This is a genomic window from Bradyrhizobium sp. WSM2254, assembly GCF_000472645.1.
Lineage (GTDB): Bacteria > Pseudomonadota > Alphaproteobacteria > Rhizobiales > Xanthobacteraceae > Bradyrhizobium > Bradyrhizobium niftali.
Window position 1 is genome coordinate 59,166 of record NZ_AXAB01000028.1, and the last position, 23,642, is coordinate 82,807.

Consider the following 23,642-nt stretch of genomic DNA (forward strand, 5'->3'; position numbering starts at 1 on the left):
TCTGCTCGTTCGTCCCGAACGGCGACTTCGGCACATCCCGCTTTAACGGCAACTACATTCTACGCCGCCTGGGGCGCTTGAGAAACAGGCGGTTTCGTTTAAAGACCCGATTGGCATACCGCCCAAAGTCGGCGCCTACGGCTCCAAGGAGTGTCCGGAGCTGGCCCTAATGCGAAGTCAGAGCGGGCTCTGAGACTGTCGGCTTGTCGGGGTAGACCGGAAGTGATTGGCCGGCTTCGCAAACGCCGCTTTTGACCCAACAGAGACATGACCCGGCTTGAAAAAACATCCCAAGAGCCTATCCGAACCCCTTCGGGCATTAGTCTGAGATCCTGACCTTCCGGGGGCAATAAGGCTGCGCGAGTTCATCACGCGTTGTGGGCGACATCCGCCACACGCGGCTGTCACAGTTCTCTAGGTGGCTATCCACCGCTACACGGGGTTAAGCTGTCGATCGAAGGCCATCGACGTAAAGGTGGGTACCGCTGTAAAATATGGCGTCGTCCAACCCCTCGATCGCCACTCAGCTAAATCATTTGTGCCCTCATATCTTTGATAGAGGTCAAGAGAGCGGCACTCAATGTCAGTTCTGTTCAGGCCAGTCCATTGGTGAAAAAGGCAGGAAGCGATGAAAACCGCGGCTCCTATGATGAGGGAGAGAGCGCAGCCACTGCGGGCCGAGAAGGAGCGAGTTTCCCGCGGCAAGAAGGTAACCCCGCAGAGCCGCGGGCCTGATCCCTCGCTGGACGAACTCTTGGCGTTTGAACGTCTGCGCTTTGATCTCTCCTCCCGCTTCGCCAACGTTGCCGCTGACCAAGTGGTCGCAGAAATTGAAATTGCGCTTAAGCGACTCTACGAGTTTCTGGGCTTTGCTCGCGCTACCTTTGGGGAGTTCAGCGATGCAGGCGAACTTTCCGTTCTGTGCTCGGCAGCCGCTGAAGGGTTAGAACCGCTTCCGCGTGGCCCGGTATCGCCTTTCAGAAAATGGGCTGAAAGAGAGCTATTCTCTGGGCGTACAATCGTATTCCGATCATGGGAGGATTATCCCCCCGAGGTATCCGCAGCTGCCGACGAACACTATCGCCAACGCGGCATTGTCCCGCAGCTTTTAATTCCCCTGACCGTGGGTGGCAAGATCGTTGCAATGATCGCTCTTGTTGCATTCCAATCCAGTCGGGATTGGCCGGACGAGTTCGTCGCGCGGATAAAAGTCATTGGAGAAGTGATGGCCCAAGCGCTAGTTCGTAAGCGCTCCGAGGCCGAGCTTCAGGCCACGCAGTCTGAGCTTGTACGAGTTAGCGGCCTCACAGCAGTTGGACAGATGGCGGCCTCGATCGCGCACGAAATCAACCAGCCACTGAATGCGATCGTAACAAATGGCAGTGCGGGCCTGCGCTGGCTCTTGAATCCAGCGCCGGATCATCTTGAGGAAGTGCGCGCCGCGCTCGAGCGCATCGTTAGGGAGGGCAATCGGGCGAGTCAGGTAATCGACCGCATTCGGGCGATGTTTAGGAGCGATAGCCGGGAAAAGGCGTCGGCGGACATCAACCGGCTGATCCGCGAAGTCCTTGCTCTACTGGATTTCGAGTTGCGAAGGAGCGAGATTTTGGTGCGGGCCGAGCTGATCCCGGAGCCGTTGATGGTGTTGGCGGATCGGGTGCAAGTCCAGCAGGTTATCGCCAACCTGATTACAAATGCGATTGAGGCCATGAGTACGGTGAGCGATCGCGCGCGAATACTGCGCGTAACATCGGCGATCAACAAACCTGATGCCGTCTCAATCAGCGTCGAGGACTCCGGACCAGGAATTGATCGAGAAAACCTTGGCCACATCTTCCACCCGTTCTTTACGACGAAGCCCCGGGGCATGGGGATGGGCCTGGCAATCTGCCGGTCGATAGTCGAATCTCATGGTGGCAGCCTCTCGGCGTCGGCGGCGTATCCGCACGGCGCCGTTTTTCGCGTTGTTCTTCCGATCGAAATGACGGACGGCGAATGAAGGAAGACGATCCCAAGAACCAGCCGGTCGTTTTTGTCATCGACGACGAAGCGCCCCAGCGCGACGCACTCAGCAGCCTGTTTCGATCCGTCGGATTGCAGGTCGAGGTATTTGCTTCCGCCGCGCAGTTCCTCGCACACAAGCGTTCCGACGTCGCCAGTTGCCTTGTGCTCGATGTCCGGCTGCCTGACCTGAGTGGACTGTATTTTCAAGCCGAATTGGCCAAGGCGAACATTCACATCCCGATCGTTTTCATGACCGGCCACGGCGACATACCGATGACCGTGCGGGCGATGAAGGCCGGCGCGGTCGAATTTCTAACCAAGCCATTTCGTGACCAGGACATGCTGGACGCAGTACAGGCCGCCATTGAACAGGACCGGAACCGGCGTAAAGACGCGAGCGATGTCTCCAGATTGAAGTTGAGTTTCGATTCTTTGACGGCTCGCGAGCAGGAGATCATAGGCTTTGTGACCTCCGGTCTGATGAACAAGCAGATCGCTAGCGAAATGGGAGTCAGCGAAGTCACCGTGAAAGTCCATCGCGGCAGCGTGATGCGCAAGATGGGCGCAACATCGTTCGCCGAGTTGGTGCGGATGGCAGAGGCATTAGGCGTTCGCGGCAAGCCAAAATAGTATCCTATACCTATGTATAGTTTGTTCAGCCTTTCCGTCCTTCATCCTTCCGAGTGGACAGTGTCGCGTTGCGCCTAACGGCGCTATGTCTTCCGTCCCCGAGCAAGGACTCCAACAGTGTGAAGGTTCCGCTGATCTCCATTGTTGACGATGACGGACCTAATCGAGAGGCCACGGAGGCGCTCATTCGGTCGCTGGGTTACACTGCCGTCACCTTCGCTTCCGCTGAGGAGTACCTGCAGTCCGACTGCGTTCGAAGTTCTTCGTGCCTCATAACAGATCTGCAGATGCCGGGTATGAGCGGAGCCGAGCTGCAGGATCGGTTGATTGCTGACGGCCACCAAACGCCAATCATTTTTGTGACCGCGTTTCCTGAAGACAAAATCCGCACGCGCGTCCTGGGAGCCGGAGCGCTCGGCTTCCTGAGCAAGCCTGTCAATGACGAATGCCTGATCCAATGCCTGGACAAGGCACTCAGGAGTCCTGGGGTTCGCTGAACACTGGTTCGGCATCAGTCCCGCTATCCCTGCTCAGAACACGCCAAGTCAGCGCTTGCCAGGCCGCATGTTCGGCCGCGCGAAAATGTCCAGGCTATACCGACGTATAGGCTCTTTAGACGTTTCCGGTTCCAATCGTTACCAACGTACAATGGATTGGCGCGACAATTCTAGTCTCCTCGTCGAGCAGAACGGCAACACGACGGGGACACAACATGACTCCAAGTGTCGCGCTGCATGGCATGAGAAGGCTCGAACTGAACAGACAATGTTCAACCCGGGAAAGGAAGTAATCATGTCTCGTCGACGCGGTATTTCGCTTGCGGCCATTGTCATCGGAATTGCGTGTCTGGTGACTGTTTCGTCTGACGCCTTCGCGCGTCCTGGACGTGGAGGTGGTGGCTTTGGCGGTCCTGGAGTTGGTGCCGGTGGCGCCGGACGCCCCGGGATCGGGGTTGGAGGTGCCGGACGTCATGTCCATCACCATCACGTCTATCGCCATCCCGTAGCCCGTGGCGCTGCAGTAGTAGGCGTCGGTGCTGCCGCTGCCGGAGCTTATTACGCCAGACCACAGTGCGGATACTACCCTTACCCACCGTGCTATTAGCTTAGACGGAGGGATAGTCGCTTACGTATCGCGGCACTTCGCCGTGTCTCGTCGACCTCAGCGAGTTCGCCATGACTCATCGCGCTCGATGTGGCTCAAGATCTGGCTATCAACCCGGCTTCCGAATCGCTTGTTTGTTGTCCGTCGCCGTCTCGCTGGCTGGTTGCAGCGATCGGAGCGAGGGATCGTCCAAGCCGCCGACGCTGGTTCGCACTGAAACGGTGCGGCTTCAGGGTCGCCAGCGATCGGCCACGCTGACGGGCGACGTTCAGGCTCGCGTGCTCGCTGAACTCTCCTTCCGCGTCAGCGGCCGGGTGACCGAGCGGCTGGTCGATGCGGGAGCGCATGTGAACGCCGGAGACGTGCTGGCGCGCATCGATCCAAACCAGCAGCAGGCCGATCTCGACGCAGCGATCGCGAAGGTCGCGGGCGCAGAAACCGACCTCCGCGTCACGTCGGCCACCTTCGCGCGACAGAACACCCTGTTTGCGCAGGGCTTCACCACGCGTTCGTCGTTCGATCAGGCGCAGGAGTCGTTGCGCACGGCGCAGGCATCGCTCGAGTCCGCCAAAGCAGAGGTCGGCACCGCGAAAGACAATTTGAGCTACACCGAGCTGCGCGCCGAGGCCTCGGGCGTGATCACGGCGCGCAATCTCGAGGTCGGCCAGGTCGCCCAGGTGGCGCAGTCGGCGTTCACGCTGGCCCAGGACGGCGCCCGCGACGCCGTTTTCGATGTCTATGAGTCGATCTTTTTCGAGCAGCCGGAGACCAGTGCCATCACGTTGGCGTTGGTCTCGGATCCGGCCGTTACGGCGCAAGGACGGACCCGCGAAGTCGCGGCCACCATCGATCCGAAGACGGGAACGGTGCGGGTCAAGGTCGCGATCGATAGCCCGCCCGCGAAGATGACGCTGGGAAGCCCCGTCACGGGAACGGTGCGATGGACGCCGCGGAACCGGATCGTTGTGCCGTGGAGCGCGCTGACGGCCGCCGGCGCCGCGCCCGCGGTCTGGGTGGTCGACCCCGCGGCCAAAACGGTGTCGCTGAAGCCGATCGCCGTCGACAGCTACGAGACCGGAATAATCGTGATCAAGAGCGGCCTGGTGCCCGGCGACCACGTCGTCACTGATGGCGGCAAGCTGCTGAGACCGGGACAGAAGGTGACGTTCGGCGCAGAGGGAGCGTCATGATGGAACGCGGAATTCGTGTCGGTGCGGTGCTTGCCATCTGCGTGGCGGCAGCCGGATGCCAGGATGAAACGACCGTATCGCTACCGGTGCGCCCGGTGTTGTCGACCATCGTTACGCCGGTTCAGGCCGAGGATGGCAGCATCGTCGGTACGGTGGAGCCGCGATTCAAAACCGATCTGAGCTTCCGCGTGCAAGGGCGGCTGATCGCGCGCCCGGTCCATGTCGGCGACACGGTCGACAAAGGACAAACCGTAGCGGCGATCGATCCGATCTCGCTGGAACTTGCCGTGCGTTCTGCGGTTGCGGACGTGGCGAGTGCTCAGGCCAAACTGACCAACGCCAGTGGTTTCGAAGACCGCCAGCGCACGCTGCTCAAGACCCAGGTGATTCCCCAATCAGAGATGGAAAGCGCCGAGCAAGCCACCGCCTCCGCGCAGGCGACCTTGGCCCGCGAACAGGCCGATCTGGCCAAGGCGCGCGAGAATCTCGGCTACGCGCAATTGAAGGCAGAATTCGCCGGCATCGTCACCGCGGTCGGTGCGGAGGTCGGCCAGGTCGTCTCGTCCGGCCAGGCCGTCGTGACGGTCGCGCGCCCCGAGATCCGCGAAGCCGTCGTCGATGTCGCCGACGACGTGGCCGACACGTTGCAGATCGGCCAGCCTTTTACGGTCAGCCTTCAGCTCGATCCCGAGATCCGGGCCGAGGGCAAAGCCCGCGAGATCGCGCCGCAGGCCGACGCCGTGACGCGCTCGCGGCGCGTTCGTATCACGCTCGACAACCCGCCCACGACCTTCCGGCTGGGGACGACGGTGACGACGGCGGTCACCAGCAGCCGCCCGGTGCTGCGGCTGCCGGCCTCGGCCATTCTCGCCAAAGACGCCAAGACGTTTGTGTGGCTGGTCGATCCGTCCAAAAGCACTGTGGCGCTACGTGAGATCACGAGCGAGCCGGACGATGGCGGCGGCGTGCGCGTCGTCGCCGGCGTCGAGGCCGGCTTGCGCGTGGTGACCGCGGGCGCGCACAGCCTCGCAGACGGCCAGAAGGTCCGTTATTGAGAAGGAAGCTGCGCCATGAAGTCGTTCAACCTCTCCGACTGGGCGCTCGAGCATCGTTCGCTGGTCTGGTATTTCATGGTCGCGTTCATGGCCGCGGGGCTGTTTTCCTACCTGCAACTGGGCCGTGAGGAAGATCCCGCGTTCACCATCAAGACCATGCTGATTAGTGCGCAATGGCCCGGCGCGTCCGCCGACGAGATGACGCGTCAGGTCACCGAGCGGATCGAGAAGAAGCTCGAAGAACTGGAATCGCTCGACTATACGAAGAGTCTGACGGTCGCCGGCCAGACGACCGTTTACGTCAATCTTCGCAACAGCACTAAGGCGCGGGACGTGGTTCCGACCTGGCTGCGGGTGCGTAACATGATCAACGACATCAAGGGCGAGTTTCCGCAGGGCGTGATCGGTCCAAGTTTCAATGACAGGTTCGGCGACGTCTTCGGCAACATCTACGCGTTCACGAGCGACGGGCTGAGCCAGCGTCAGCTGCGCGACCGGGTCGAGTACGTCCGTTCCAAGGTTCTCACGGTGCCGAATGTCGGTCGGGTGGATACCATCGGCGCACAGGATGAAGTGATCTATCTCGAATTCTCCACCCGCAAAATCGCTGCACTGGGGCTCGACGAGCGCGCGATTCTGACCTCGCTACAGGAGCAAAATGCGATCGCGCCCTCGGGCATTTTCCAGGCGGGCCCGGAGCGAATCAGCGTGCGGGTGGGCGGGCATTTCACGTCCGAGGCGAGCCTGAAGGCGGTCAATCTTCGGGTCAACGACCGGTTTTTTCCGTTGACCGACGTCGCCACGATCACGCGGGGCTACTCCGATCCCCCGACCAAGCTGTTCCGCGTCGGCGGAGAGCCGGCAATCGGGCTCGCCATCGGCATGAAGGCCGGCGCCAATCTGCTGGAATTCGGCGCCGCGCTGAAAAAGGAGATGGCAAAGGTGGTGGCCGACCTGCCGATCGGGGTCGGAGTGCATCTGGTGTCGGATCAGCCGGTGATCGTGGATCACGCGGTATCCGGCTTCACCAAGGCGCTGTTTGAAGCCGTCGTCATCGTGCTCGCCATCAGCTTCCTCAGCCTGGGGGTGCGGGCTGGGCTAGTGGTTGCGATATCCATTCCGCTGGTGCTCGCGATTACCTTCCTGGTCATGGCCGCTGCCGGCATCTCGCTGCAGCGCATTTCGCTCGGCGCGCTGATCATCGCGCTTGGCCTCTTGGTGGATGATGCCATGATCGCGGTCGAGATGATGGTGGCGCGGCTGGAAGTCGGAGATACGCTGAAGAAGGCGGCGACATACGTCTACACGTCGACGGCGTTTCCGATGCTGACGGGAACGCTGGTCACGGTCGCCGGCTTTATTCCGATCGGCCTGAACGACAGCAGTGCCGGCGAATTCACCTTCACGCTGTTTGTCGTCATCGCAGTGTCCCTCGTGGTGTCGTGGATCGTTGCAGTGCTGTTCACACCGCTGCTGGGCGTCACCATCCTGCCGGATACGATGAAGGGCCACCATGGGCAAAAGGGCCGGTTAGATCGCGGCTTCTCTCGTATTCTCGGCCTCTGCATGCGCTGGCGTTGGGCAACCATTGCGGTCACGCTTGCGGTGTTCGGTTTGTCGCTGGCCGGCATGGGCTTCGTGCAGCAGCAGTTTTTTCCGGCCTCCGACCGCAACGAGCTGATCGTCGACATGAACCTGCCGCTGAACAGTTCGATCGCCGAAACCGACGCGCAGATAGCTCGTTTCGAGCGGGAAGCGCTCAAGGGCAATCCGGCGGTCGATCGCTGGTCGAGTTATGTGGGACAGGGCGCGCCGCGTTTCGTGCTGTCCTTCGACGTGTTGGCCGCCGATCTGGCGTTTGGCCAGGTCGTCATCGTCACCAAGAGCCTGGAGGTGCGAGACCGCCTCAAGACCGAATTGCAGGCCTATTTGAAGAAGACGTTCCCGGGTACCGACGCCTTCGTCAAGCTACTCGATATTGGGCCTCCAGTCGGACGGCCGGTGCAGTTCCGCATGAGCGGTCCCGATGTCGCCGGTGTGCGGGAATCGTCCCGGCAACTGGCGGGCATCCTGAGCACCAATCCGCATCTCGGCGACGTGGTGTTCGATTGGGCGGAGCCCGCGCGCGTCGTCAAGGTCGATGTGCTTCAGGACAAGGCGCGCCAGCTCGGCGTGTCCTCCGAAGACATCGCTACGGCGTTGAACGGTGTGCTGGACGGCACCAACGTCACCCAGGTGCGCGACGACATCTACCTGATCAAGGTGCTCGGCAGAGCCAAGGCCGGCGAACGCCGGTCGATTGAAACGCTGCGCGATCTGCAATTGTCCGGAACCAATGGTCAGTCGGTGCCGCTCGCCGCCGTGGCCACGCTGCGCTACGAGACCGAGGATCCCACGATCTGGCGGCGGTCGCGTCTGCCGACCATCACGCTGAAGGCGGGGATTCTGGATTCGGTGCAGCCGGCCACCATCGTCGAACAGCTCAAGCCGCAGCTAACGGACTTCACCGCAAAACTGCCGCCCGGCTATTCGCTGGCGACCGGCGGCAGCGTGGAGGAGAGCACCAAAAGCCAGGCGCCGATCCTGGCCGTGATCCCGCTGATGTTGTTCATCATGGCGACTTTACTGATGCTGCAGCTACAGAGCTTCCAGCAACTATTCCTGGTGTCCGCCGTCGCGCCGCTGGCCCTGATCGGCGTCGTGGCCGCGTTGCTACCTAGTCGCGCGCCGCTTGGCTTCGTCGCCATCCTCGGTGTGCTGGCGCTGATCGGCATCCTGATCCGCAACTCGGTGATCTTGATCGTGCAGATCGAACAGTTGCGCGACGAAGGGAAATCCCCATGGGAGGCCGTGGTGGAGGCGACCGAACACCGGATGCGGCCGATCATGCTGACGGCTCTGGCGGCCAGCCTCGCGTTGATCCCCATAGCGAGCGAGATATTCTGGGGGCCGATGGCGTATGCGATGATGGGCGGCATCATCGTCGGCACGGTGCTGACGCTTTTGTTCCTGCCGGCGCTATACGTCGCCTGGTTCGGGATCAAGGCGCCGGTCGATTCGCAAGCGCTACCGGCAGAACCGAAGGCGTGAACGAAAAACTGCCGCCGGGTTTCACGCACGAAAGTGGTCAAGAGAGATCCCAGCGATGTCGGTGAAAAAAATCAGGACTCCGGCAGTGTACCGTTCGATTCCGGCAGCGCGGCGTTTGAATACATACGCGACGTGCAGCAGTGCAATTTGATGTTCTGGGACGTCATGCGCCAACGCGGCAACCAATATCGTGAACATCAGGCCGAAACGGTCCCCCACTTTCTCGACTATGCGGTCGAACTGGTTGTCGATGGGCGTACGCTCGAACGCCCCGTTCAATTATGGATTGGTTCGCATCGTCCCGCCTGAAGGTGTAGAGATTGATCCGACGCGCCGTCCGTTTATGGTGGTTGATCCCCGCGCAGGGCACGGCCCGGGGATCGGCGGGTTCAAGGCTGACAGCGAAATAGGTGTGGCCCTCAAGGCTGGGCATCCCTGCTACTTCGTGGGCTTCTCTCCGGATCCCACGTCTCGGCTAATAACTTGCCTGGCGCGTTCGCTCAGGGTGGTTTGCTGCGGTGCATGAGTCTGGTTGTGGCCCATTGCGTCGATTGGCAAATGTCCACTTTAGCGCCGCTTGTGGGTGCGAAGCGGACGGTCACCCAACATGGCCGAATGGTCGCGAACCCCGCTGGCGAGGGGCCCATGCTTCGCGACCATGTATAGCCATCGCATCGACCTAGCAGGCTGTCCACCGTCTTGCGCTTGAAACGCGTGCTGGACGGCACAGAGATCGACAAAATCATCTTGGACGTGGTGACGCGCAAAGCGCTCGCGGTCGAGCAGCAGCGCCGGGCTGTCTGGCGCAAGCGCGATCTGGCGGCGAGCCGCTTTCGCGCGAAATGTGATCACGCCAATGACACGCCGCTGCCACGTTCTGCGCCAGATCGGGTGAGGTAATGGGCGACGCAACGAGATCAGAAGGCACGGCGGATGTAACCGGCTTGATGATCTGAACGGCCCCGGCGCGCTTTATCGCCGGGGCCGTTCACATTCTTGCTTACCGCTGATGCCCTAAACCGATGCCCATCGCACGAGCCTTCTGTCGCAGGGAGCCCTCGGAACGCTTCATCAGTTTCGACACTTTGGCAACGGGCGTGCGGGCTTTGGAATGTGTCCTGAGCAGCTTCACGTCTTCTTTGGTGTACTCTTTGCGCTTGCTCTGAGTCGTCTTTGCCACTTGATGCTCTCCACGTCGATTGATGATGGGATTGCGTAGATATGAGCGTTGAACTGCTTCATCAAGTGAACGCGTGTGAATGGGCTAAAAACAGCCTTCACAATCCATGTCTCCAACGCAACAGGTTCGTTGCCTCACATTCGTCTATTCGTCTACCACGCAAGGTAAGCACGTTTGCTGGCATCAAATACCTTTCTACAGGTATTGCTGTTCTAACTGTTTGCTTGATCTGACTCTTGTCCCTGCTGGACGCCCCGACCTCTCAACGCCTCATAAAGCTGCGCGGGCCCTAGCAAGTGAGCCAGCGGCAGACACGCATGGCGAAGTCACGGGTGAGACTAATAATGCCGATGTTAATCGCAGGTCAACAGTGCTGTCGCTTGACAGTAGCTCGCGCCGTAGACGCGACCGCGACGGCGGGGACCGCGATGTAAATGGTACCTAGGGCAAACGGCTCAGGCATTATGTCGAATGGAAACTTTCATGATGCTTGAAGAAGAGATCAAGCTTCACAGGTTTGCCGGTATCTCGCCAGAACAAGCTTTTACCCATACTGCCCGCCACCGCGAGGCGGTGGTGGCCGCCGATTAGAGTATGATCATCCGTTGCTATGGCGATGATATCGCCGTCTTCATCAACGATGGCTTTCATGCGCCGCCTCCAATGCAACGCGCCGGTCAGCGCAGCCGCGATGGTACGCAATCTATCTAACCTCGTGTCGGCCCTCCGCGTTCCAACCAAGAAGAATCATGGCTTCCGTAAGCCCCATCGCGCACCGCCTTTGTGTACCGAGTGGCACAAAATTTAATCGAAAGAACAAAATGGGCGGCTACGTCGGTTTTAGGCGCTTCTATTTCGATAAAGAAGTGGGGGGCATTAGGAGTGCCGGCTACAGTCGCTTCATATCCCTGAACAAAGGGCATTTTGGTCTCCTTTTCTGTTTAACCGGGCTCAACTTGCCCGCTTCTCAGCGTCCCCGCTCGCCCTGAAATTCGCAAGTAGCCCGTTTGCGCTCTCCCCAATCTTGCGCCTTGCAGCGACCGGGTCGAAGGTTTGTCGATGCATCGACTAACGTGATGACCAGCGCATGTTCACAGACGGCCAACGAAGCTCCGAAACGATCGCAGACTACCGCCGCGAGGCCAACCGACTGACGGCGCAGTACCTGCGCGAGCCGACCAAGGATGGGGGTCGATCATCTACGATAGGCCGCTTCTCCAGACCGCCAGTTCGTTCTTGAGCTCACACGAGCGCTGGGGCCAGAACACGATCCGGCGCTTTGCCGCGGCGCTCCATCAAGAAGTTGAGGAGCTGATCCTGGTGGGAGAAGTGACGAACAAGTCTAGACTTCAGGTACCCCGCGATATGCGCATGGATGTACGCAGGGGTAGGAACCACAGGCAGAATTTATTCGATGTCAGCCGGATCGCCGTCTCTCATGTTCGCAGACCAAGCGCGCGGTACCTGCTGCCTGGCCATTAGCTCGATAGCTTCCGAGAAGAGCTGTTATCGGAAGTAACTGGAGCAACCTTCAGCTACGGGAGGACTGCAAGCCAGCGAGTTCAGGTGTCCCGGCTTGGACTGAAAAGAAGGAGATTGGGGCGCTTCGGTCGCTTGTGAATCCAAGAGCGCCGAACTTGAATGCCAATGCCCAGCTAAGCGGTTTTGGCTTCTAATCGGCCCAAGATCGTAGCGAGCGTCTGGAGCTCGTCGTCAGTTGCTCTCGTAAGATCATATGTTGCGATGCTGCCAGAATGCACCATTGCCTGGGGCGCCTTTCCGACCGCGCGGTCAAAGATTTCTCTGATTGCTCCGAGCTTAACGGCTTCGCTTTCGGCAGCCATCGACATCGACCCAAGTTGCTCGATAGCCCTCGGGACGAATTGCATTGCTAGCTCCTTAAGCTCGCGCGTAACCCTATCCCAGAGGCGACCGTAGTCTGATCGCGTTGCCGCTTTCTCGATTTCATCGATGAGAACAAGCGGACAGGCGATACGCCCTTGCGCGATGGCAAGGAACGGATGGCACGGCTCGGCCGAGTACCAGCGGCGGTCCGTACCTCCAAAGACCGCGCCATCCGAGCGGCTGCCGTCGGTGCGCCAGACGCTGACACCCAGGACCTCGCCGAGGCGGCGCGCAAACCGGCTCTTTCCGCCCCCGGGCTCGCCAACAATCAGGAGAGGGCGCAAATGGACCGTGGTGTGCCCGACGAGATCGGCCAGCGCAAAATCGATGACGTCGGCTGCGTACGGGAACTCGAACAGCAGAGCATTGCGCGCCTCGTGGAGCGGCGGCACCTCAACGAGCGGCAAAGCAGTATTGATGACGCCCTTTAGCGGGCCGAGGATTTCCTTGAGTTTGGTGTTCTTCATCTCCGCCTCGGACAGACGCGCGACCACGAGATGATGGTCGGGAATGGATTCCGCGGCCACGGTGGCCTGAGGCTCGACGGCTTCGGCCCGATCTTCAGCCGCCCGCTTCTTTCTGCGTTCTTCTTCTTCCTTGAGTTTGCTTCGTAGTGCCGCCTTGGCTGCCGAGATACGATGCTCTGCCATGCGGTGTCCGACCTGCGCGGCGTTCATTGCTGCAGAGAACTTCCCCGGCAAAAAATGCGTGCAGGCCGGCAGCGCGGCCCAGCCGTAGGTGAACAGCTCGAGATCGCAGCGCACCTGCTCTTCGATTCGCAACGAACTCACCTGAAATGCCTTGACCAGCGCCTTGGCGACCCTGCGATGCAATTCGAAGTGCTCGTCGTTACGCGGTGTCGGCAAGGTCACGAGCCGAATGCTATCGGCAAGGCTCCTGAGATTGGGCTCATTCTGGGCAGCCGCGCGGCGGTCGAGTTCAGCTGCGAGTGCCAATCCGTTGGCCAACGTTGGGGCCAAAGCCCATGCGACATTGTGAGGCAGCCCCGGGCAAAGTTCGTTGATTTCCGGGATAAGCCGTTCCTGAACGTGATCGGCTCCGTCGACGGCGAGCATGGCATAGCGCAGAAGCCTGGGCAAACCCTTGAGGCGTTCGTCCCAATCGGCCGAATCCGCAGCCGCGCCAGTCGAGACCGCGTCCTCGGCGGCCGGCAGGTCGAGATCGTTGCTGTCGTCGCTCGTTGTGCTCATGCTTCGGCCTCCGCACGGTAGTTGGCTGAGTCCGCCACCGCGCTCTTGTTTTGGTCGGAGTTTTGGAGGACGCGGAGCGCGCCCTCGCCGGAATGGCTGGCAGCCCGCCCGCACCAAAAGGCCGACAACTCGGTTGCGAATGGATGGTCGAGTTCGACGCGGTGAAGGAGATTCGCAACGACCATGGCGGCCGTCGCGTCGCCAGCGAGAGCACAGCGCAGCAGCGCCGTCATGGCAATGTCGACGGTGAGTGTCTCCTGGTGGATGGGCATCAGCGAGAGTGCCACCCCGACGGCCGAGGTGGCGTCGTCGCGCAACGCCGCAGCAAACTCGTCGTGGCGGTCCATCACGCAGATGGTGTCGAGCGTGTCGATCACCAGCTGTTGCTCAGCATCGCGCAGGAGATCGGAGGGCAGGGTCCGCCACCACGCGAGCCGCGACACATCCTGAGCGGTGATGGGCCACCCGGAGATGGACGGCCTGGAGATATTCCGGGCCGGACCAGGAGAATCGCTAGTCGGGAGCGGGAGGTCTTGATGCCGGCGCTCGCGCGCCGGCATTTCCATTTTGTTCGACATGATTGATCCCTCAGCCCGCGATCAAGATCGGTTCGGGATAGCGGGGATTGACCCATTTGCCGCTGCTGACGTGCGCGCCGGTCACGACCTTCGCCGCGATGGCGGCCGAGGGGAAGCAGACGGCCACGCGGAGGCGCGCCCGGTCGTCGATGCCGGGGATTATGGCCAGTGCGTCGGCCGCGGCGAGTTCGGCCCGGCGGGTGTGCAGGATCGGGTTGACGCTCGGGTTCACGAGGCTGCGCACCTCCGACCCGGCCGTCACCACGAAGCCGTCGCGGACCGGGTAACCCCGCGCCCAGAGGTCGCCATAGGCGAGCTCGAGCTCACTGCCGAGCGGGGGCAAGCCCGTCACGTCGATCTGCATCGGCCCGGTGTCTTCGGGCCCGATCGCCATATCGGCGTCCGCCGTTTCCGGCTTGCGGCGCTGGCTCGCGAAGTTACTGCGGAGCACGCGGCATCCCGCGTCGAACAGCAGGCGCTCGCCGTGCTCAACGAAGTGGTCGAGCGAGGCGCGCTTGTGATTGGGGAGCTCCAGCACTTGCGGGTTCGTCCCCTTCATGATGTCGACCAAGTCGGCCTGCTCGGCGATTTGCGTGAGACGGAACTGCAAGTAGATGGCGGCCGTCTTGTCGAACCAGGCACGCTGGTACCCGGAGATGACGTAGACTTCGCGGGCGAACGCTTTCGACGGATCGCCGGAATGCTCGCAGAGCCTGCGGCCAGCGTTGCCGGTCTCGCCGATGTAGGCCGTCGCATGATCCGCAAGTATGTAGCAGGCCGGCACAGCGGCGAGAGTGAGTGAGATGTCTCTCACCATCGCGAACGGGAAGGCCGAGACGGTGAGGCGACCGACGTCGTCGTGGACCTCCCGAAGGTCGGCGATGCCGCCCATCGGACGGTGGATGTTGCTGGTGCAGGCGGGCTGCATGGAGGTGTTGTTGAAGAAGAAGGACATTGTGTATCTCTCTGGGTTGAGAGATCACGAGGCCAACGTCGTTGAACTAGACCGAACCTTTGAGCCGTCGCGCCTGCACTGCGGAATATCGCAGTGAAAGATGTTCGGCATCATCGGCTGTTTGATCTACGCTTTCCAGCTGAGAGCAGATGCGGGGCATCCGCGAGCACGGCCGTGGGCGTGGAACGAAAGCGATCGATCAGTCCATGTGGCGCGTCTGCGTCACACGACGTCGGGCCTCGCGATCTGGTTCTAGCCGATGAACGACTGGCTGATGGGGCAGGTCATGTCGGTCGCCAGGGCCACTGGATTGGCGGTGGGTGCGATGCCGACGTCGGTCAAATGGGACCGAACCTGAAACACCAGAGAGGGAGGGGGCAGAGGCGCCGAATCGGCGCTATAGTCGCGGTTAGCCATGATCGATTTCCTTACAATCGCTTGTGGTTAGGCTGCCGTTCGGTGTTCCACCACCGGCGGCAGCCGCTTAGTCCCCCAAATATGCTCATACGTGCGGCGAGATGCCAGTCTTACCGCGATGGAGTGGTTAACGCACGGTAGGAATTGGGCGCGTGTAGCCGCTACGGCGGCTCAGCCCGGCTTTGCAGGGCTGAAGCGCCTAGCTTGTTATCCTAGCAGTTGCTGATGCGCGTTCGCCCGAATCGCCGTTGCATTCAACTTACCAACCCACTCTCCTGCAATCGCTCGATGCAGCCTCGCCCGATCGGCTTCTCGGAGATGGTTTTGGGAATCTCGCCGAGGACCTGGATAATCTCGGGTATGCGAAAACTAGAACGAAGGCGCTGGCACATGGGTTGCGTGCGTGGCAATCGGAAGCAAGATCGGGCCACAGCTGCGCGCCAAGACTCTCTAGGCGCGCGATCGGATCCGTTTAGATAGCAAGCTCGTTACTTATGCCGAACACGCGCTGTGGCTGCGAAAATCCGGCAATGGGAAATTCGCCGAGATCGGTCCAGCCGTGGGCCAAGACACCCGCAAAAGCGCTCGACGCCACAATAGTACGGCCGAGCTTACCGGCGATCTTCTCAAGCCGCGCAGTGAGATTGACCGAGGGACCGATGCAGGTGAAATCGAGCCGACTCGAACCACCGATGTTGCCGAACAGGATTTCACCGATGTGGAGCGCGACACCGAAGCGAAAACGCTCTATGCTTTCTCCGGTGGGATACTGCATGGCATCGACCGCGGCCTTGGCTTCGCGAGCTGCATCGAGCACCCGGCCGCAGACTTCCCCGAGATTGCCGCCATCCCTTGCGATCGGAAAAACCGCGAGCAAACCGTCGCCCATGAATTTGAGAATCTCGCCGCCATGCTTGCGGATAGCGGGTACCTGACAGTCGAAATACTGGTTGAGGATATCCACCACGTTCTCCGCCGCCAGGCGGTCGGAGAGCGCGGTGAAGCCGCGCAAATCCGACAGCCAGATCGCCGCTCTCATGGACTCGGCATGACCTCTGCGAATTTGTCCGGCCATGATGCGCTCGCCGGCTCGGTTGCCGACATAAGTATCGAGCAGTGACGCCGCGGTGCGGCGCAGAGCGAATATTTCTGCGAGTCGCGTGAAAGGCAGAAGGATCGACCGCAACACAGAAAGGTGCTCGTCGGTAAATCCGCCCGGCTCCTTCGTGGCCCAACTCGTCGCGTGCAGCGTGCCGTCGGTAAACTGCAGCGGCAGGGCGATGTACTCCGTCACGCCATCCGCACGCAGGTCGTCAAAGAAAGGGAAGCGCCTGCTTTCGGGATCGTCCAGCCGGTAGCCGACCTCATGACCGCTGGCATAAAGGATCGCGAACGGACTCTGGTTAAACCGCTCCGACTCTGGAAGATCGAATCCTGCTGTGTCGATGGCGACGCCGGCATCCGGCCGCCAAACGAAACTTCGTCCGAGCGCATCTGGATGTAGTGTCTGGACAAACACACCAACCCGCCAGAGTGGCACACCGGCGTTGACGAGCCGCTCACAGATCTCGCTCAACACGATGTCGGGAGATTGTGCGCCGCGTGCGCCGGCCATCAGCCATATGGTGAGTTTCTCAATTTCTGCCGCATTCATATCCGGTACCTATTGGCTCCTATCATGAAGCCGCTGGTGGCGACGGTCGCATCGCCAATTTCAATTGAAGGATCCGATTTCTGTTGAAGTATCGCATTCAGGCATTGGACCGGTACGGCGTGGATCATTGATGCTCTGTAGCTAATGCGCGATCCACACGGTCATGCCCGGTTCGAGGCCCGATACCTCCTTCTCCGGATCGAGACGCAGGCGCAGCGTGTTGCGGTCGTGATCGCCGATCACCCGTTCGGCCTGCCAGGTGGCGAACACGCCGAGAGGCCGCAGCTCGGTCACAAGCGCCTTGGTTGCGCCATCCGCGCCGTGCCGCCCCACGCTTACCGTGTCGTTCATCGCGACGCGACCGAGGTGGTCCTCGCGCACATTGAAGGAGAGCCACTGCTTGCCCGCCGCCTCGACCATCAGGATCGGCTGGCCGGCGCGAACGTTCTCGCCCACCTCGGCGGCGATGACGCTGACCGTGCCGTCGGCGGGAGCGCGCAGCACCATCTTGTTGAGCCGGCGCTCGAGCACGGTGACGGCGGCGGCCGCGGCCTGCACCTGCGCATCGGCAATGGCGCGCTCCTCCCGGGTCGGACCCGCCACCGCCGCATCGTAATTGGCCTGGGCCTCCGCGACGTCGGCACGTGCTGCCGCTACGTCGTTTTCGGCCTGGTCGAGCGACTGCTGCGATTCGAAGCTTTGCCGTGCGAGCGTGCTGGTCCGCGTGAGCTGCGCCTGCACATAGTCGAGGCGGGCGCCTGCCTTGGCGATGGCGGCCTTCAGGGAATCGACCTGTTCGCGGCGGATGCCGGCATAGACGTTGTTACGGCTTGCGACTGCGGACGCGAACGCGGCACGCGCCTGGTCCGCCTGCGCCGTCAACTCAACTGCCGAGAGCCGCGCAACGACGTCGCCTCCCTTCACATGGGCGCCTTTCTCGACCGCGATCGAGGCGAGCTGGCCGTTGACCTCCGGCTCCACCCTGACCTCGGTCGCCCGCACGACGCCGACGATGGCCGCGGGCAGTTCGGAGTGACGCGTGGCATAGATCAGTGCGGCCGCGACGAGCGCGAGCGGAATTGCGAGGAAGGCGGCAGCTCTAACGTTGGGCATGTCCCTGTCCTCTCTTGACGGCAAATGCCGAGATCACCGCGAGCGCGAAATAGCCGAGCGCCAGGCACCACAATGCGAGCCAGTCATGCGCAACCTCCCAGATGCCAGCCCCTAGCTGGTTGATGCGCACAAGGCCGTTGATCGCGGAGTCGGCCGGGAACAACCGGCCAAACGCAAGGGCGACGTCCGGGATCGCTTCGCGTGGCCACGCAAAGCCGGCCATGAAGAACTGCGGCAGGCTGGTCGCCAGCAGCAGAATGGTTGCGTTCTCCGGCCGCGTGAACCAGGCCCCGACCGCCTGTCCCATGAAGCTCGTCGCCAGCAGAAATACACTCGCGAGCGCGAGGATTTGCGGAAGATGGCCGAGCGTCGAAAACCCATAGATGCGCGGCAGCACGATGACGTAGAGCGCAAGGGCAGGGAGGTAGATGGTGAGGTGAGCGACGCCGCGGCCGAGCACGCCGGCAAAGGCTGAGCCTCCCGCCGCCAGCGCAGTGCCAGTCAACATCGCCGCGCCGATCAGCAAGGTCTGCTGCAGGATCAGGATGAACGCCGCCGGAACGACGTAGCTCGCATAGCCGCCTACAGGGTTGAAGATCGGCTGCAGCAGCACATCGGCCGGGCTCGAGCTCGCGAGCTTCGCCTTGACGAGGCTTCCATCGGAGCGCGCGCCGCGCGAAACGAGCTCGGACGCCAAGGTTCCGATGGCGGTGGCGACGCCGCTGGCGCTCGATCTGAAGATGAACAGATAGGTTGCATCGGCGTAGACTGGGACGCGGGCGGTGATGCCCTTGAGCACATCGCGCTCGGTGTTGGGCGGAATCTCGACGGCGGCAAAAGCCTGCCCGCGATCGATTGCGTTGCGCGCTTCGGCAAGCGTTCGGGCGCGAACCGTCACGCTCAAGGCGCCGCTCGCATCCAGTGTCTCGACGATTTGCCGGCTGAGATCACTGAGATCATTGTCGACGACCGCGATGGGAAGCTTACGAAGGATCTGGTTCAGATAGGGTTGTGGATAGTAGATGCCGTAGACCAGGGGAGCGAGAAACAGCAGGCTGAAGGCGCTCCGCGTTCCCAGCACGCGGCGCCACTCTGCCTTGAAGGCACCGCCGATGCCCGCTGGCGCTTCTTCTGTTTCGGTCGGCTCGGTAGTTCGCGCCGTTGCAAACCAGCTCTTACGGGTGACGTTGGCCATGCGCAGCCATGCGAGGCCGGCAAAGAGCAGAGCGAGACCGGCAAGTGCGGCGAAGGGAATGGCGGAATCGGCGATCGGCAATCCCCGTGCGGCCTGTCCGAGCAGGACAGCCATGTACCAGCGCAGCGGCAGGATCGAACTCCAGGTCTGCGCAAAGGCATTCATGCCGATGGTGGGAAAGCCGACGCCGGCGTAACCGAATGCAGGAGAGGCGATCAGACCTGCAAGTCCCAGTCCGGTCGCGAGATCACCGACCAGAAGCTGGAGCAGGGCGCCAAGCGACAGATAGGCAATGATCAGCAGCGAGGCCGCGGCGATCATCAACGGCAGATCGCCCTTGAAGGGGATTTCAAGCACACCCTCGAGGAATAGCGGCTCGGCCAGCACGATCAGAAAGAAGATGCAGAACAGCGGTGCGAGCTTACCGGCGAGCGCGACGAGCGGATCTCCGCCGGCGCTCTCGAGCCAGGCTCGCACGTCGCGGCGGCGGAATTCGGAGCCGACCGAATACCCGGCGGCAAGCGTGATCACGACATGAATGATGGTCGGCAGCAGGGCGCGCAGCAGAAACTGCGCATAGTTCTTTTGCGGATTGACCAGCGCCATGGTCTCCGCCTTGAGCGTTCCCAAGGACGCCGGTGCAGGCGCAGCGCGGCTGGCGGGAGCGGCCACTGCCGCCGCGGCGGAGAGCGAATCGCTCAGGCCCGAAGACGCGATGCCGGACGGGGTCAGGAACTGCTGGTTGTAGAAACCGACGACCTGCGGGCGGCGTGCGGCCTGCAGGTCGCGCTCGAAATTCGGCGGGATATAGACGGCCGAAATCGATCTGCCGGAGCGTATGTCCTGCACGGCCGTGGAGAGTGTGCCGGAGCGGTCGACGATCTTCAGGCTCGGAGACGCCGCGACATATTCCGCGAGGGCACGCGAGGCGTCCGACTTGTCCTCGTCGACGACTGTCACCCCGAGCCCGCGAATGACTGGGTGACTGAAGACGGTCGTGAGAACCACGAACGCAAAGAGAGGCACGCCGAAGATCAGGAGCAGCGCGACGCGATCGTGAAACAGCCAGCGGCACTCGCGGCGCGCGACCAGCAGGAATCCGGGCTTTGGCGCCGATGTCATTGCCGCGACCGCCAGTCAAGATAGGCGCTCATTCCGGGCCTGAGCTCGGGTACCGGCTGGACCGGGTAGGCGCGGATCGAAAACGTCCGCAAATCGAAATCGCCGGACGCACGCGTGGCGCGCCAGCTTGCATATTCGCCCTTGGTTGCGATGAGCTTGACCTCGACCGTGACGCGTCGATCGTTGAGGGCGGGTACCCGGACGTCGAAGTGGTCACCGACCTTGAGGCCTTTGACGAGATCCTCGCGAAGGTCGAAATGAATCCAGACGTCGGCGAGATCGATTAATGTCACGAGCGGCACGCCCGGGGATACATACTCACCAGGCTCGATATTGCGCTGGTAGACCTGGGAAGCGACCGGAGCGTAGACAACAAGTTGATCGATGACGGACTGGACGCTTTGGATATCGGCGTTGGCCTTCTCGACATTGGCCTTCGCGATCGCCCGTTCTTCTTTCGTGTAGCCGTTGACCGCCTGCTCGTAGGCCGACTTCGCTTGGTCGACTGCGCGCTCGCTTTCATGCAGCGCATCGGTCACTTGGTCGAGGCGGGCTTGCGGCGCATTGCCTTGCTCGGTCAGGGTATGCGTGCGGTCGAAGGTCTTCTGAGCCAGCACCAGCGCTGCCTGCGCGCGCTCCATTTCCGCCTTGCGCGCGACGATGGTCTCGACGCGCGTTCCGACCAGGACGTTGGCGAGTTGGGCATCCGCAACAGCCTTTGCCGCTCGCATCTGCTCGTGTTTGGCCACTGTCTCGGGATTGTCGATCCGCACCAGGACCGCGCTCGCAGGAACGTTCTGGCCGCGTTGGACGGGTATCTCCTTGACCCTGCCATCGACACGGGCCGCGATGTCCAGTCGCGTTGCATCGGCTTCGCCCTGCACCAGCAGCGGTTCCGGTCGCAAGAGATAGAAGGCCGAAAGCGCCACGACGCCGATTGCGACGAGGCCGACGATGATCGACGGCACCCCTGTCGGACTGCGCGCGGCCTCCGCCTTTGCCTCGCTTGGCGCGCTCTGCTCTTTGTCATCTACGGACGGCATGTCCATGCCAAACGTCCTTCCGCTACAGCAGTGGCTGTTTCTCTGTCGTTGCCGTCAGGCCGCAAGCCTCGGGATCTTGCCGGCTTGCAAGGCGCGATGAATCGTCACCGCACCTGTTCGTGTCCGACTTCCGGCATGACGGCGCCATTCTCCATCGCCTGGCTCGGTGCAACCTTCCTGGAGCACCACCGAGAGATTGCTGTCGGAGATTCCGGTGTTGTCCTGGAGCATCTTCCAAGGGGCCTGGACGAGCCTGGTCTTCAGCTCAGGCGCGCGGCCGGTGCGGATGGTCCCGATGATCGAGGCGATCGGCGAAGGGTTTTCCGCGACGTAGGCGTGACCTCGCGGATAGGTCAAAAAGATCGAGTGGACCAAATTCGCCGGAACCTGATTGGTGGTCGTATGGATGCGAACCAGCTCGGCAGCTATGAACTCCCGCTGCTCGGCGGACAGCAAGCCATCCGGTGTCGTAACCGTGTAGAGCGGCATGCGCTATTTCCTCGTGGTCCCGGCACGCATCGATCGCGCGACGGGAGAACCCTCATCTCTCGGGGATCAAACACCAGGGAGATTCCCTCAGCTTGGACGTCCTTGTCGCGGCTAGGCTAATATTGCGATCGAGTCTTAGGCGATTAGCTTCGCCTGGCCGTCCAGTACCCCGAGCAGCGCGCAGATCCGGAATAGCCGCTCCAGAGCCCCTGACCGGCTTCGCCGGAAAGCCGACCGATGCCGGAGGCGTATTTGTCATGAACGGTGACCGATGCGCGGACCGCGCCAGATCGCGCGACATTGCCCCTGAACTTGACGAGGTTCGGATGCGTCACGATCCCGTCGGAAATGTTGACCGAGAAGCTGCAGCTCTGATCGCAGGTGCCGTTCTGTGTCACGAAGACGAGATCTCAGGCGCCGTCGAAGTTCGAGCGAGCCTGGGCACCGGAATTCATGACCACGAGACAACCAACAACTGCCATCCAGCGCACGAGCTTCATCATAAGGCCTCCAAATTGATGGCGCTTGGTCCAATTCGCCAATCGGCCCGCAGACTATTGGAAGCGTGCGACGGCGGGATTGTCGAAGTCTGCTGCAATGATGGGGGATTCCGCTCGGCTTCATCGAGAGCCGAGGATCAACTCAGTGACATCTGCGCCGCGCTGGAATGGAGCGTCGGGCCCCGCGGCGATCGCGAGATAGCCCGACGACTGGCGAACGTCGCTTCCATTCTTGGCCAGTCGCCTGAGCGAGCTGCCACGGCGTCAGATCCAGGTACTGAGGAAATACTCGACTGGCCCAGAGCCGGCGAGCGGGCTCGTGTCGCCGCAATTGGCTACAAATCCGCGCAACCCTCTCCAAGCCTGATCTCCTGGCGACGTGCATGCTCGGGCCGAAAATGGTCGTGGAAGGTGACGCCATGAGCGGCGATCGGGATGGTGCTTACACGACCCGTGCCGCCCTGCACGGCCGCGGTGGCGAGGTGTGGAGATGGTGAGGGAGAACTTGCTCTGATCAGCGCATTCTCGCCCGACAGGCGACCGGTCACAGGGCATTGCGCCGGCCGCATTCGAAGTGTCAATTTCCTCAAACAGGTGCTTCCCGACATGAACGACCGATTCAAACGAGGCCAGCGTTGGCTGGCGTCCCTCAGGCGAGGACGCCTGCGTCTGGCCTTGTTGAGCGTTGTGGCCGCTCCTCTTCCCTCCCTTGCGCAGGGGACGCCGGAGGAGCGACGGGCGTGTACACCCGATGTGTTCCGTCTTTGCAGTGCCTTCATCCCTGACGCCGATGACATAACGTTATGTCTCAGGCAGAGACAGCGGGAGCTCAGCGACGCATGTCGCCAGGTAATCGGGGCAGGGATGAGCTCATCCGACGGCGGAACGGTCGAAGGGCGGCGGCGCAGTCCAAGATAGGACGGGCGGCGCGTGCCGGACCGTGTCGGAGGATCGCTATTCGGCGCTCGTGACGCGGCAAGAACGTCCTCTGCACCGCAATACGGTTCAAGATGCGACCGGACAGCCGCGATATCGGGGGCCGGCCGGGAGCGCTTGGGTCCGAAGCGAACGCAGTGCTTGCGGTCATAGCTGACGACTTAGCGCGTAGGCTACATTGAAGGGCGAGAGCCGGCGCGCCTCGGCCAAAGCTTCGCCCACCCGCAACCGCGCTTCATTGATGCGACCTGTGCAGACGAGTGCTCGGTAG

21 protein-coding genes are annotated in these 23,642 nt (G+C 61.7%); 9 read left to right on the forward strand and 12 right to left on the reverse strand.

The features are described from left to right. Positions 1-628: 628 nt before the first annotated feature. The 9 genes from A3M7_RS44730 to A3M7_RS0121200 all read left to right on the forward strand — a co-directional run bounded on the left by A3M7_RS44730 (position 629) and on the right by A3M7_RS0121200 (position 9,973). Complete coding sequence (locus tag A3M7_RS44730) at positions 629-1,999, forward strand: sensor histidine kinase (protein ID WP_084302347.1); 1,371 nt, start codon at positions 629-631, stop codon at positions 1,997-1,999. Next, positions 1,996-2,634, forward strand: coding sequence for a response regulator transcription factor (locus tag A3M7_RS0121165; protein ID WP_027545687.1), 639 nt, complete (start codon positions 1,996-1,998; stop codon positions 2,632-2,634). The genes A3M7_RS44730 and A3M7_RS0121165 overlap by 4 nt, the downstream gene beginning before the upstream one ends. Before the next feature lie 119 nt (positions 2,635-2,753). Further along, positions 2,754-3,131 (forward strand): response regulator transcription factor, encoded by a 378-nt coding sequence (locus tag A3M7_RS0121170; protein WP_063629455.1) that lies wholly within the window; start codon positions 2,754-2,756, stop codon positions 3,129-3,131. Between the two features lie 678 nt (positions 3,132-3,809). After that, entirely contained in the window at positions 3,810-4,928 is a 1,119-nt protein-coding gene (locus A3M7_RS44735) for an efflux RND transporter periplasmic adaptor subunit (protein ID WP_084302349.1), read from the forward strand. Further along, entirely contained in the window at positions 4,925-5,983 is a 1,059-nt protein-coding gene (locus A3M7_RS0121185) for an efflux RND transporter periplasmic adaptor subunit (RefSeq protein ID WP_027545689.1), read from the forward strand. Before A3M7_RS44735 ends, A3M7_RS0121185 begins: the two co-directional genes overlap by 4 nt. A 15-nt stretch (positions 5,984-5,998) precedes the next feature. Next, positions 5,999-9,073, forward strand: coding sequence for an efflux RND transporter permease subunit (locus A3M7_RS0121190; protein ID WP_027545690.1), 3,075 nt, complete (start codon positions 5,999-6,001; stop codon positions 9,071-9,073). Positions 9,074-9,106: 33 nt separating this feature from the next. Then, positions 9,107-9,382 (forward strand): DUF3141 domain-containing protein, encoded by a 276-nt coding sequence (locus A3M7_RS51310; protein ID WP_371090210.1) that lies wholly within the window; start codon positions 9,107-9,109, stop codon positions 9,380-9,382. After that, entirely contained in the window at positions 9,324-9,599 is a 276-nt protein-coding gene (locus A3M7_RS46935) for a DUF3141 domain-containing protein (RefSeq protein WP_371090212.1), read from the forward strand. The genes A3M7_RS51310 and A3M7_RS46935 overlap by 59 nt, the downstream gene beginning before the upstream one ends. A 179-nt stretch (positions 9,600-9,778) precedes the next feature. Further along, positions 9,779-9,973 (forward strand): hypothetical protein, encoded by a 195-nt coding sequence (locus A3M7_RS0121200; protein ID WP_027545692.1) that lies wholly within the window; start codon positions 9,779-9,781, stop codon positions 9,971-9,973. Positions 9,974-10,073: 100 nt separating this feature from the next. Here A3M7_RS0121200 and A3M7_RS46940 read toward each other — a convergent pair whose 3' ends face one another. The 12 genes from A3M7_RS46940 to A3M7_RS0121260 form a co-directional block, all read right to left on the reverse strand. Beyond that, positions 10,074-10,253: a hypothetical protein gene (locus tag A3M7_RS46940; RefSeq protein ID WP_084302350.1), complete on the reverse strand. Its 180-nt coding sequence runs from the start codon at positions 10,251-10,253 to the stop codon at positions 10,074-10,076. Positions 10,254-10,715: 462 nt separating this feature from the next. Beyond that, positions 10,716-10,904, reverse strand: coding sequence for a hypothetical protein (locus A3M7_RS46945; protein ID WP_084302363.1), 189 nt, complete (start codon positions 10,902-10,904; stop codon positions 10,716-10,718). A 1,004-nt stretch (positions 10,905-11,908) separates the two neighbouring features. Further along, positions 11,909-13,369, reverse strand: a complete 1,461-nt coding sequence (locus A3M7_RS44740; protein WP_245284300.1) for an ATPase — start codon at positions 13,367-13,369, stop codon at positions 11,909-11,911. Next, entirely contained in the window at positions 13,366-13,947 is a 582-nt protein-coding gene (locus tag A3M7_RS0121220) for a hypothetical protein (protein WP_156936955.1), read from the reverse strand. The genes A3M7_RS44740 and A3M7_RS0121220 overlap by 4 nt, the downstream gene beginning before the upstream one ends. 10 nt (positions 13,948-13,957) lie before the next feature. Further along, entirely contained in the window at positions 13,958-14,902 is a 945-nt protein-coding gene (locus tag A3M7_RS0121225) for a hypothetical protein (RefSeq protein WP_027545694.1), read from the reverse strand. A 252-nt stretch (positions 14,903-15,154) separates the two neighbouring features. Beyond that, positions 15,155-15,319 (reverse strand): hypothetical protein, encoded by a 165-nt coding sequence (locus A3M7_RS48760; protein WP_156936956.1) that lies wholly within the window; start codon positions 15,317-15,319, stop codon positions 15,155-15,157. 472 nt (positions 15,320-15,791) lie between these two features. Further along, the gene (locus A3M7_RS0121235; protein ID WP_027545695.1) at positions 15,792-16,973 is read right to left on the reverse strand and encodes an adenylate/guanylate cyclase domain-containing protein; all 1,182 of its coding nucleotides are present in this window, start codon (positions 16,971-16,973) and stop codon (positions 15,792-15,794) included. A gap of 141 nt (positions 16,974-17,114) precedes the next feature. Further along, positions 17,115-18,086: an HlyD family secretion protein gene (locus A3M7_RS0121240; protein WP_027545696.1), complete on the reverse strand. Its 972-nt coding sequence runs from the start codon at positions 18,084-18,086 to the stop codon at positions 17,115-17,117. Beyond that, positions 18,073-20,403 carry an ABC transporter permease gene (locus A3M7_RS0121245; RefSeq protein ID WP_027545697.1) on the reverse strand — a complete coding sequence of 777 codons (2,331 nt, stop codon included), beginning with the start codon at positions 20,401-20,403 and terminating at the stop codon, positions 18,073-18,075. The genes A3M7_RS0121240 and A3M7_RS0121245 overlap by 14 nt, the downstream gene beginning before the upstream one ends. Next, positions 20,400-21,452, reverse strand: a complete 1,053-nt coding sequence (locus A3M7_RS0121250) for an HlyD family secretion protein (protein ID WP_027545698.1) — start codon at positions 21,450-21,452, stop codon at positions 20,400-20,402. Before A3M7_RS0121250 ends, A3M7_RS0121245 begins: the two co-directional genes overlap by 4 nt. Positions 21,453-21,500: 48 nt before the next feature. Beyond that, positions 21,501-21,935: a tautomerase family protein gene (locus tag A3M7_RS0121255; protein WP_027545699.1), complete on the reverse strand. Its 435-nt coding sequence runs from the start codon at positions 21,933-21,935 to the stop codon at positions 21,501-21,503. A 143-nt stretch (positions 21,936-22,078) separates the two neighbouring features. Further along, the gene (locus tag A3M7_RS0121260; protein ID WP_245284301.1) at positions 22,079-22,333 is read right to left on the reverse strand and encodes a hypothetical protein; all 255 of its coding nucleotides are present in this window, start codon (positions 22,331-22,333) and stop codon (positions 22,079-22,081) included. Positions 22,334-23,642: the final 1,309 nt, after the last annotated feature.

What these genes read in the sequence shown, in the direction of transcription:
- A3M7_RS44730 (WP_084302347.1), top strand. Translation starts at nt 629, where the DNA reads ATGAAAACCGCGGCTCCTATGATGAGGGAGAGAGCGCAGCCACTGCGG.
- A3M7_RS0121255 (WP_027545699.1), bottom strand. Translation starts at nt 21,935, where the DNA reads ATGCCGCTCTACACGGTTACGACACCGGATGGCTTGCTGTCCGCCGAG.
- A3M7_RS48760 (WP_156936956.1), bottom strand. Translation starts at nt 15,319, where the DNA reads ATGGCTAACCGCGACTATAGCGCCGATTCGGCGCCTCTGCCCCCTCCC.
- A3M7_RS46935 (WP_371090212.1), top strand. Translation starts at nt 9,324, where the DNA reads ATGGGCGTACGCTCGAACGCCCCGTTCAATTATGGATTGGTTCGCATC.
- A3M7_RS0121245 (WP_027545697.1), bottom strand. Translation starts at nt 20,403, where the DNA reads ATGACATCGGCGCCAAAGCCCGGATTCCTGCTGGTCGCGCGCCGCGAG.
- A3M7_RS0121240 (WP_027545696.1), bottom strand. Translation starts at nt 18,086, where the DNA reads ATGCCCAACGTTAGAGCTGCCGCCTTCCTCGCAATTCCGCTCGCGCTC.
- A3M7_RS0121190 (WP_027545690.1), top strand. Translation starts at nt 5,999, where the DNA reads ATGAAGTCGTTCAACCTCTCCGACTGGGCGCTCGAGCATCGTTCGCTG.
- A3M7_RS0121235 (WP_027545695.1), bottom strand. Translation starts at nt 16,973, where the DNA reads ATGAATGCGGCAGAAATTGAGAAACTCACCATATGGCTGATGGCCGGC.
- A3M7_RS0121220 (WP_156936955.1), bottom strand. Translation starts at nt 13,947, where the DNA reads ATGTCGAACAAAATGGAAATGCCGGCGCGCGAGCGCCGGCATCAAGAC.
- A3M7_RS0121225 (WP_027545694.1), bottom strand. Translation starts at nt 14,902, where the DNA reads ATGTCCTTCTTCTTCAACAACACCTCCATGCAGCCCGCCTGCACCAGC.
- A3M7_RS46945 (WP_084302363.1), bottom strand. Translation starts at nt 10,904, where the DNA reads ATGAAAGCCATCGTTGATGAAGACGGCGATATCATCGCCATAGCAACG.
- A3M7_RS0121250 (WP_027545698.1), bottom strand. Translation starts at nt 21,452, where the DNA reads ATGGACATGCCGTCCGTAGATGACAAAGAGCAGAGCGCGCCAAGCGAG.
- A3M7_RS0121165 (WP_027545687.1), top strand. Translation starts at nt 1,996, where the DNA reads ATGAAGGAAGACGATCCCAAGAACCAGCCGGTCGTTTTTGTCATCGAC.
- A3M7_RS44735 (WP_084302349.1), top strand. Translation starts at nt 3,810, where the DNA reads ATGACTCATCGCGCTCGATGTGGCTCAAGATCTGGCTATCAACCCGGC.
- A3M7_RS0121185 (WP_027545689.1), top strand. Translation starts at nt 4,925, where the DNA reads ATGATGGAACGCGGAATTCGTGTCGGTGCGGTGCTTGCCATCTGCGTG.
- A3M7_RS44740 (WP_245284300.1), bottom strand. Translation starts at nt 13,369, where the DNA reads ATGAGCACAACGAGCGACGACAGCAACGATCTCGACCTGCCGGCCGCC.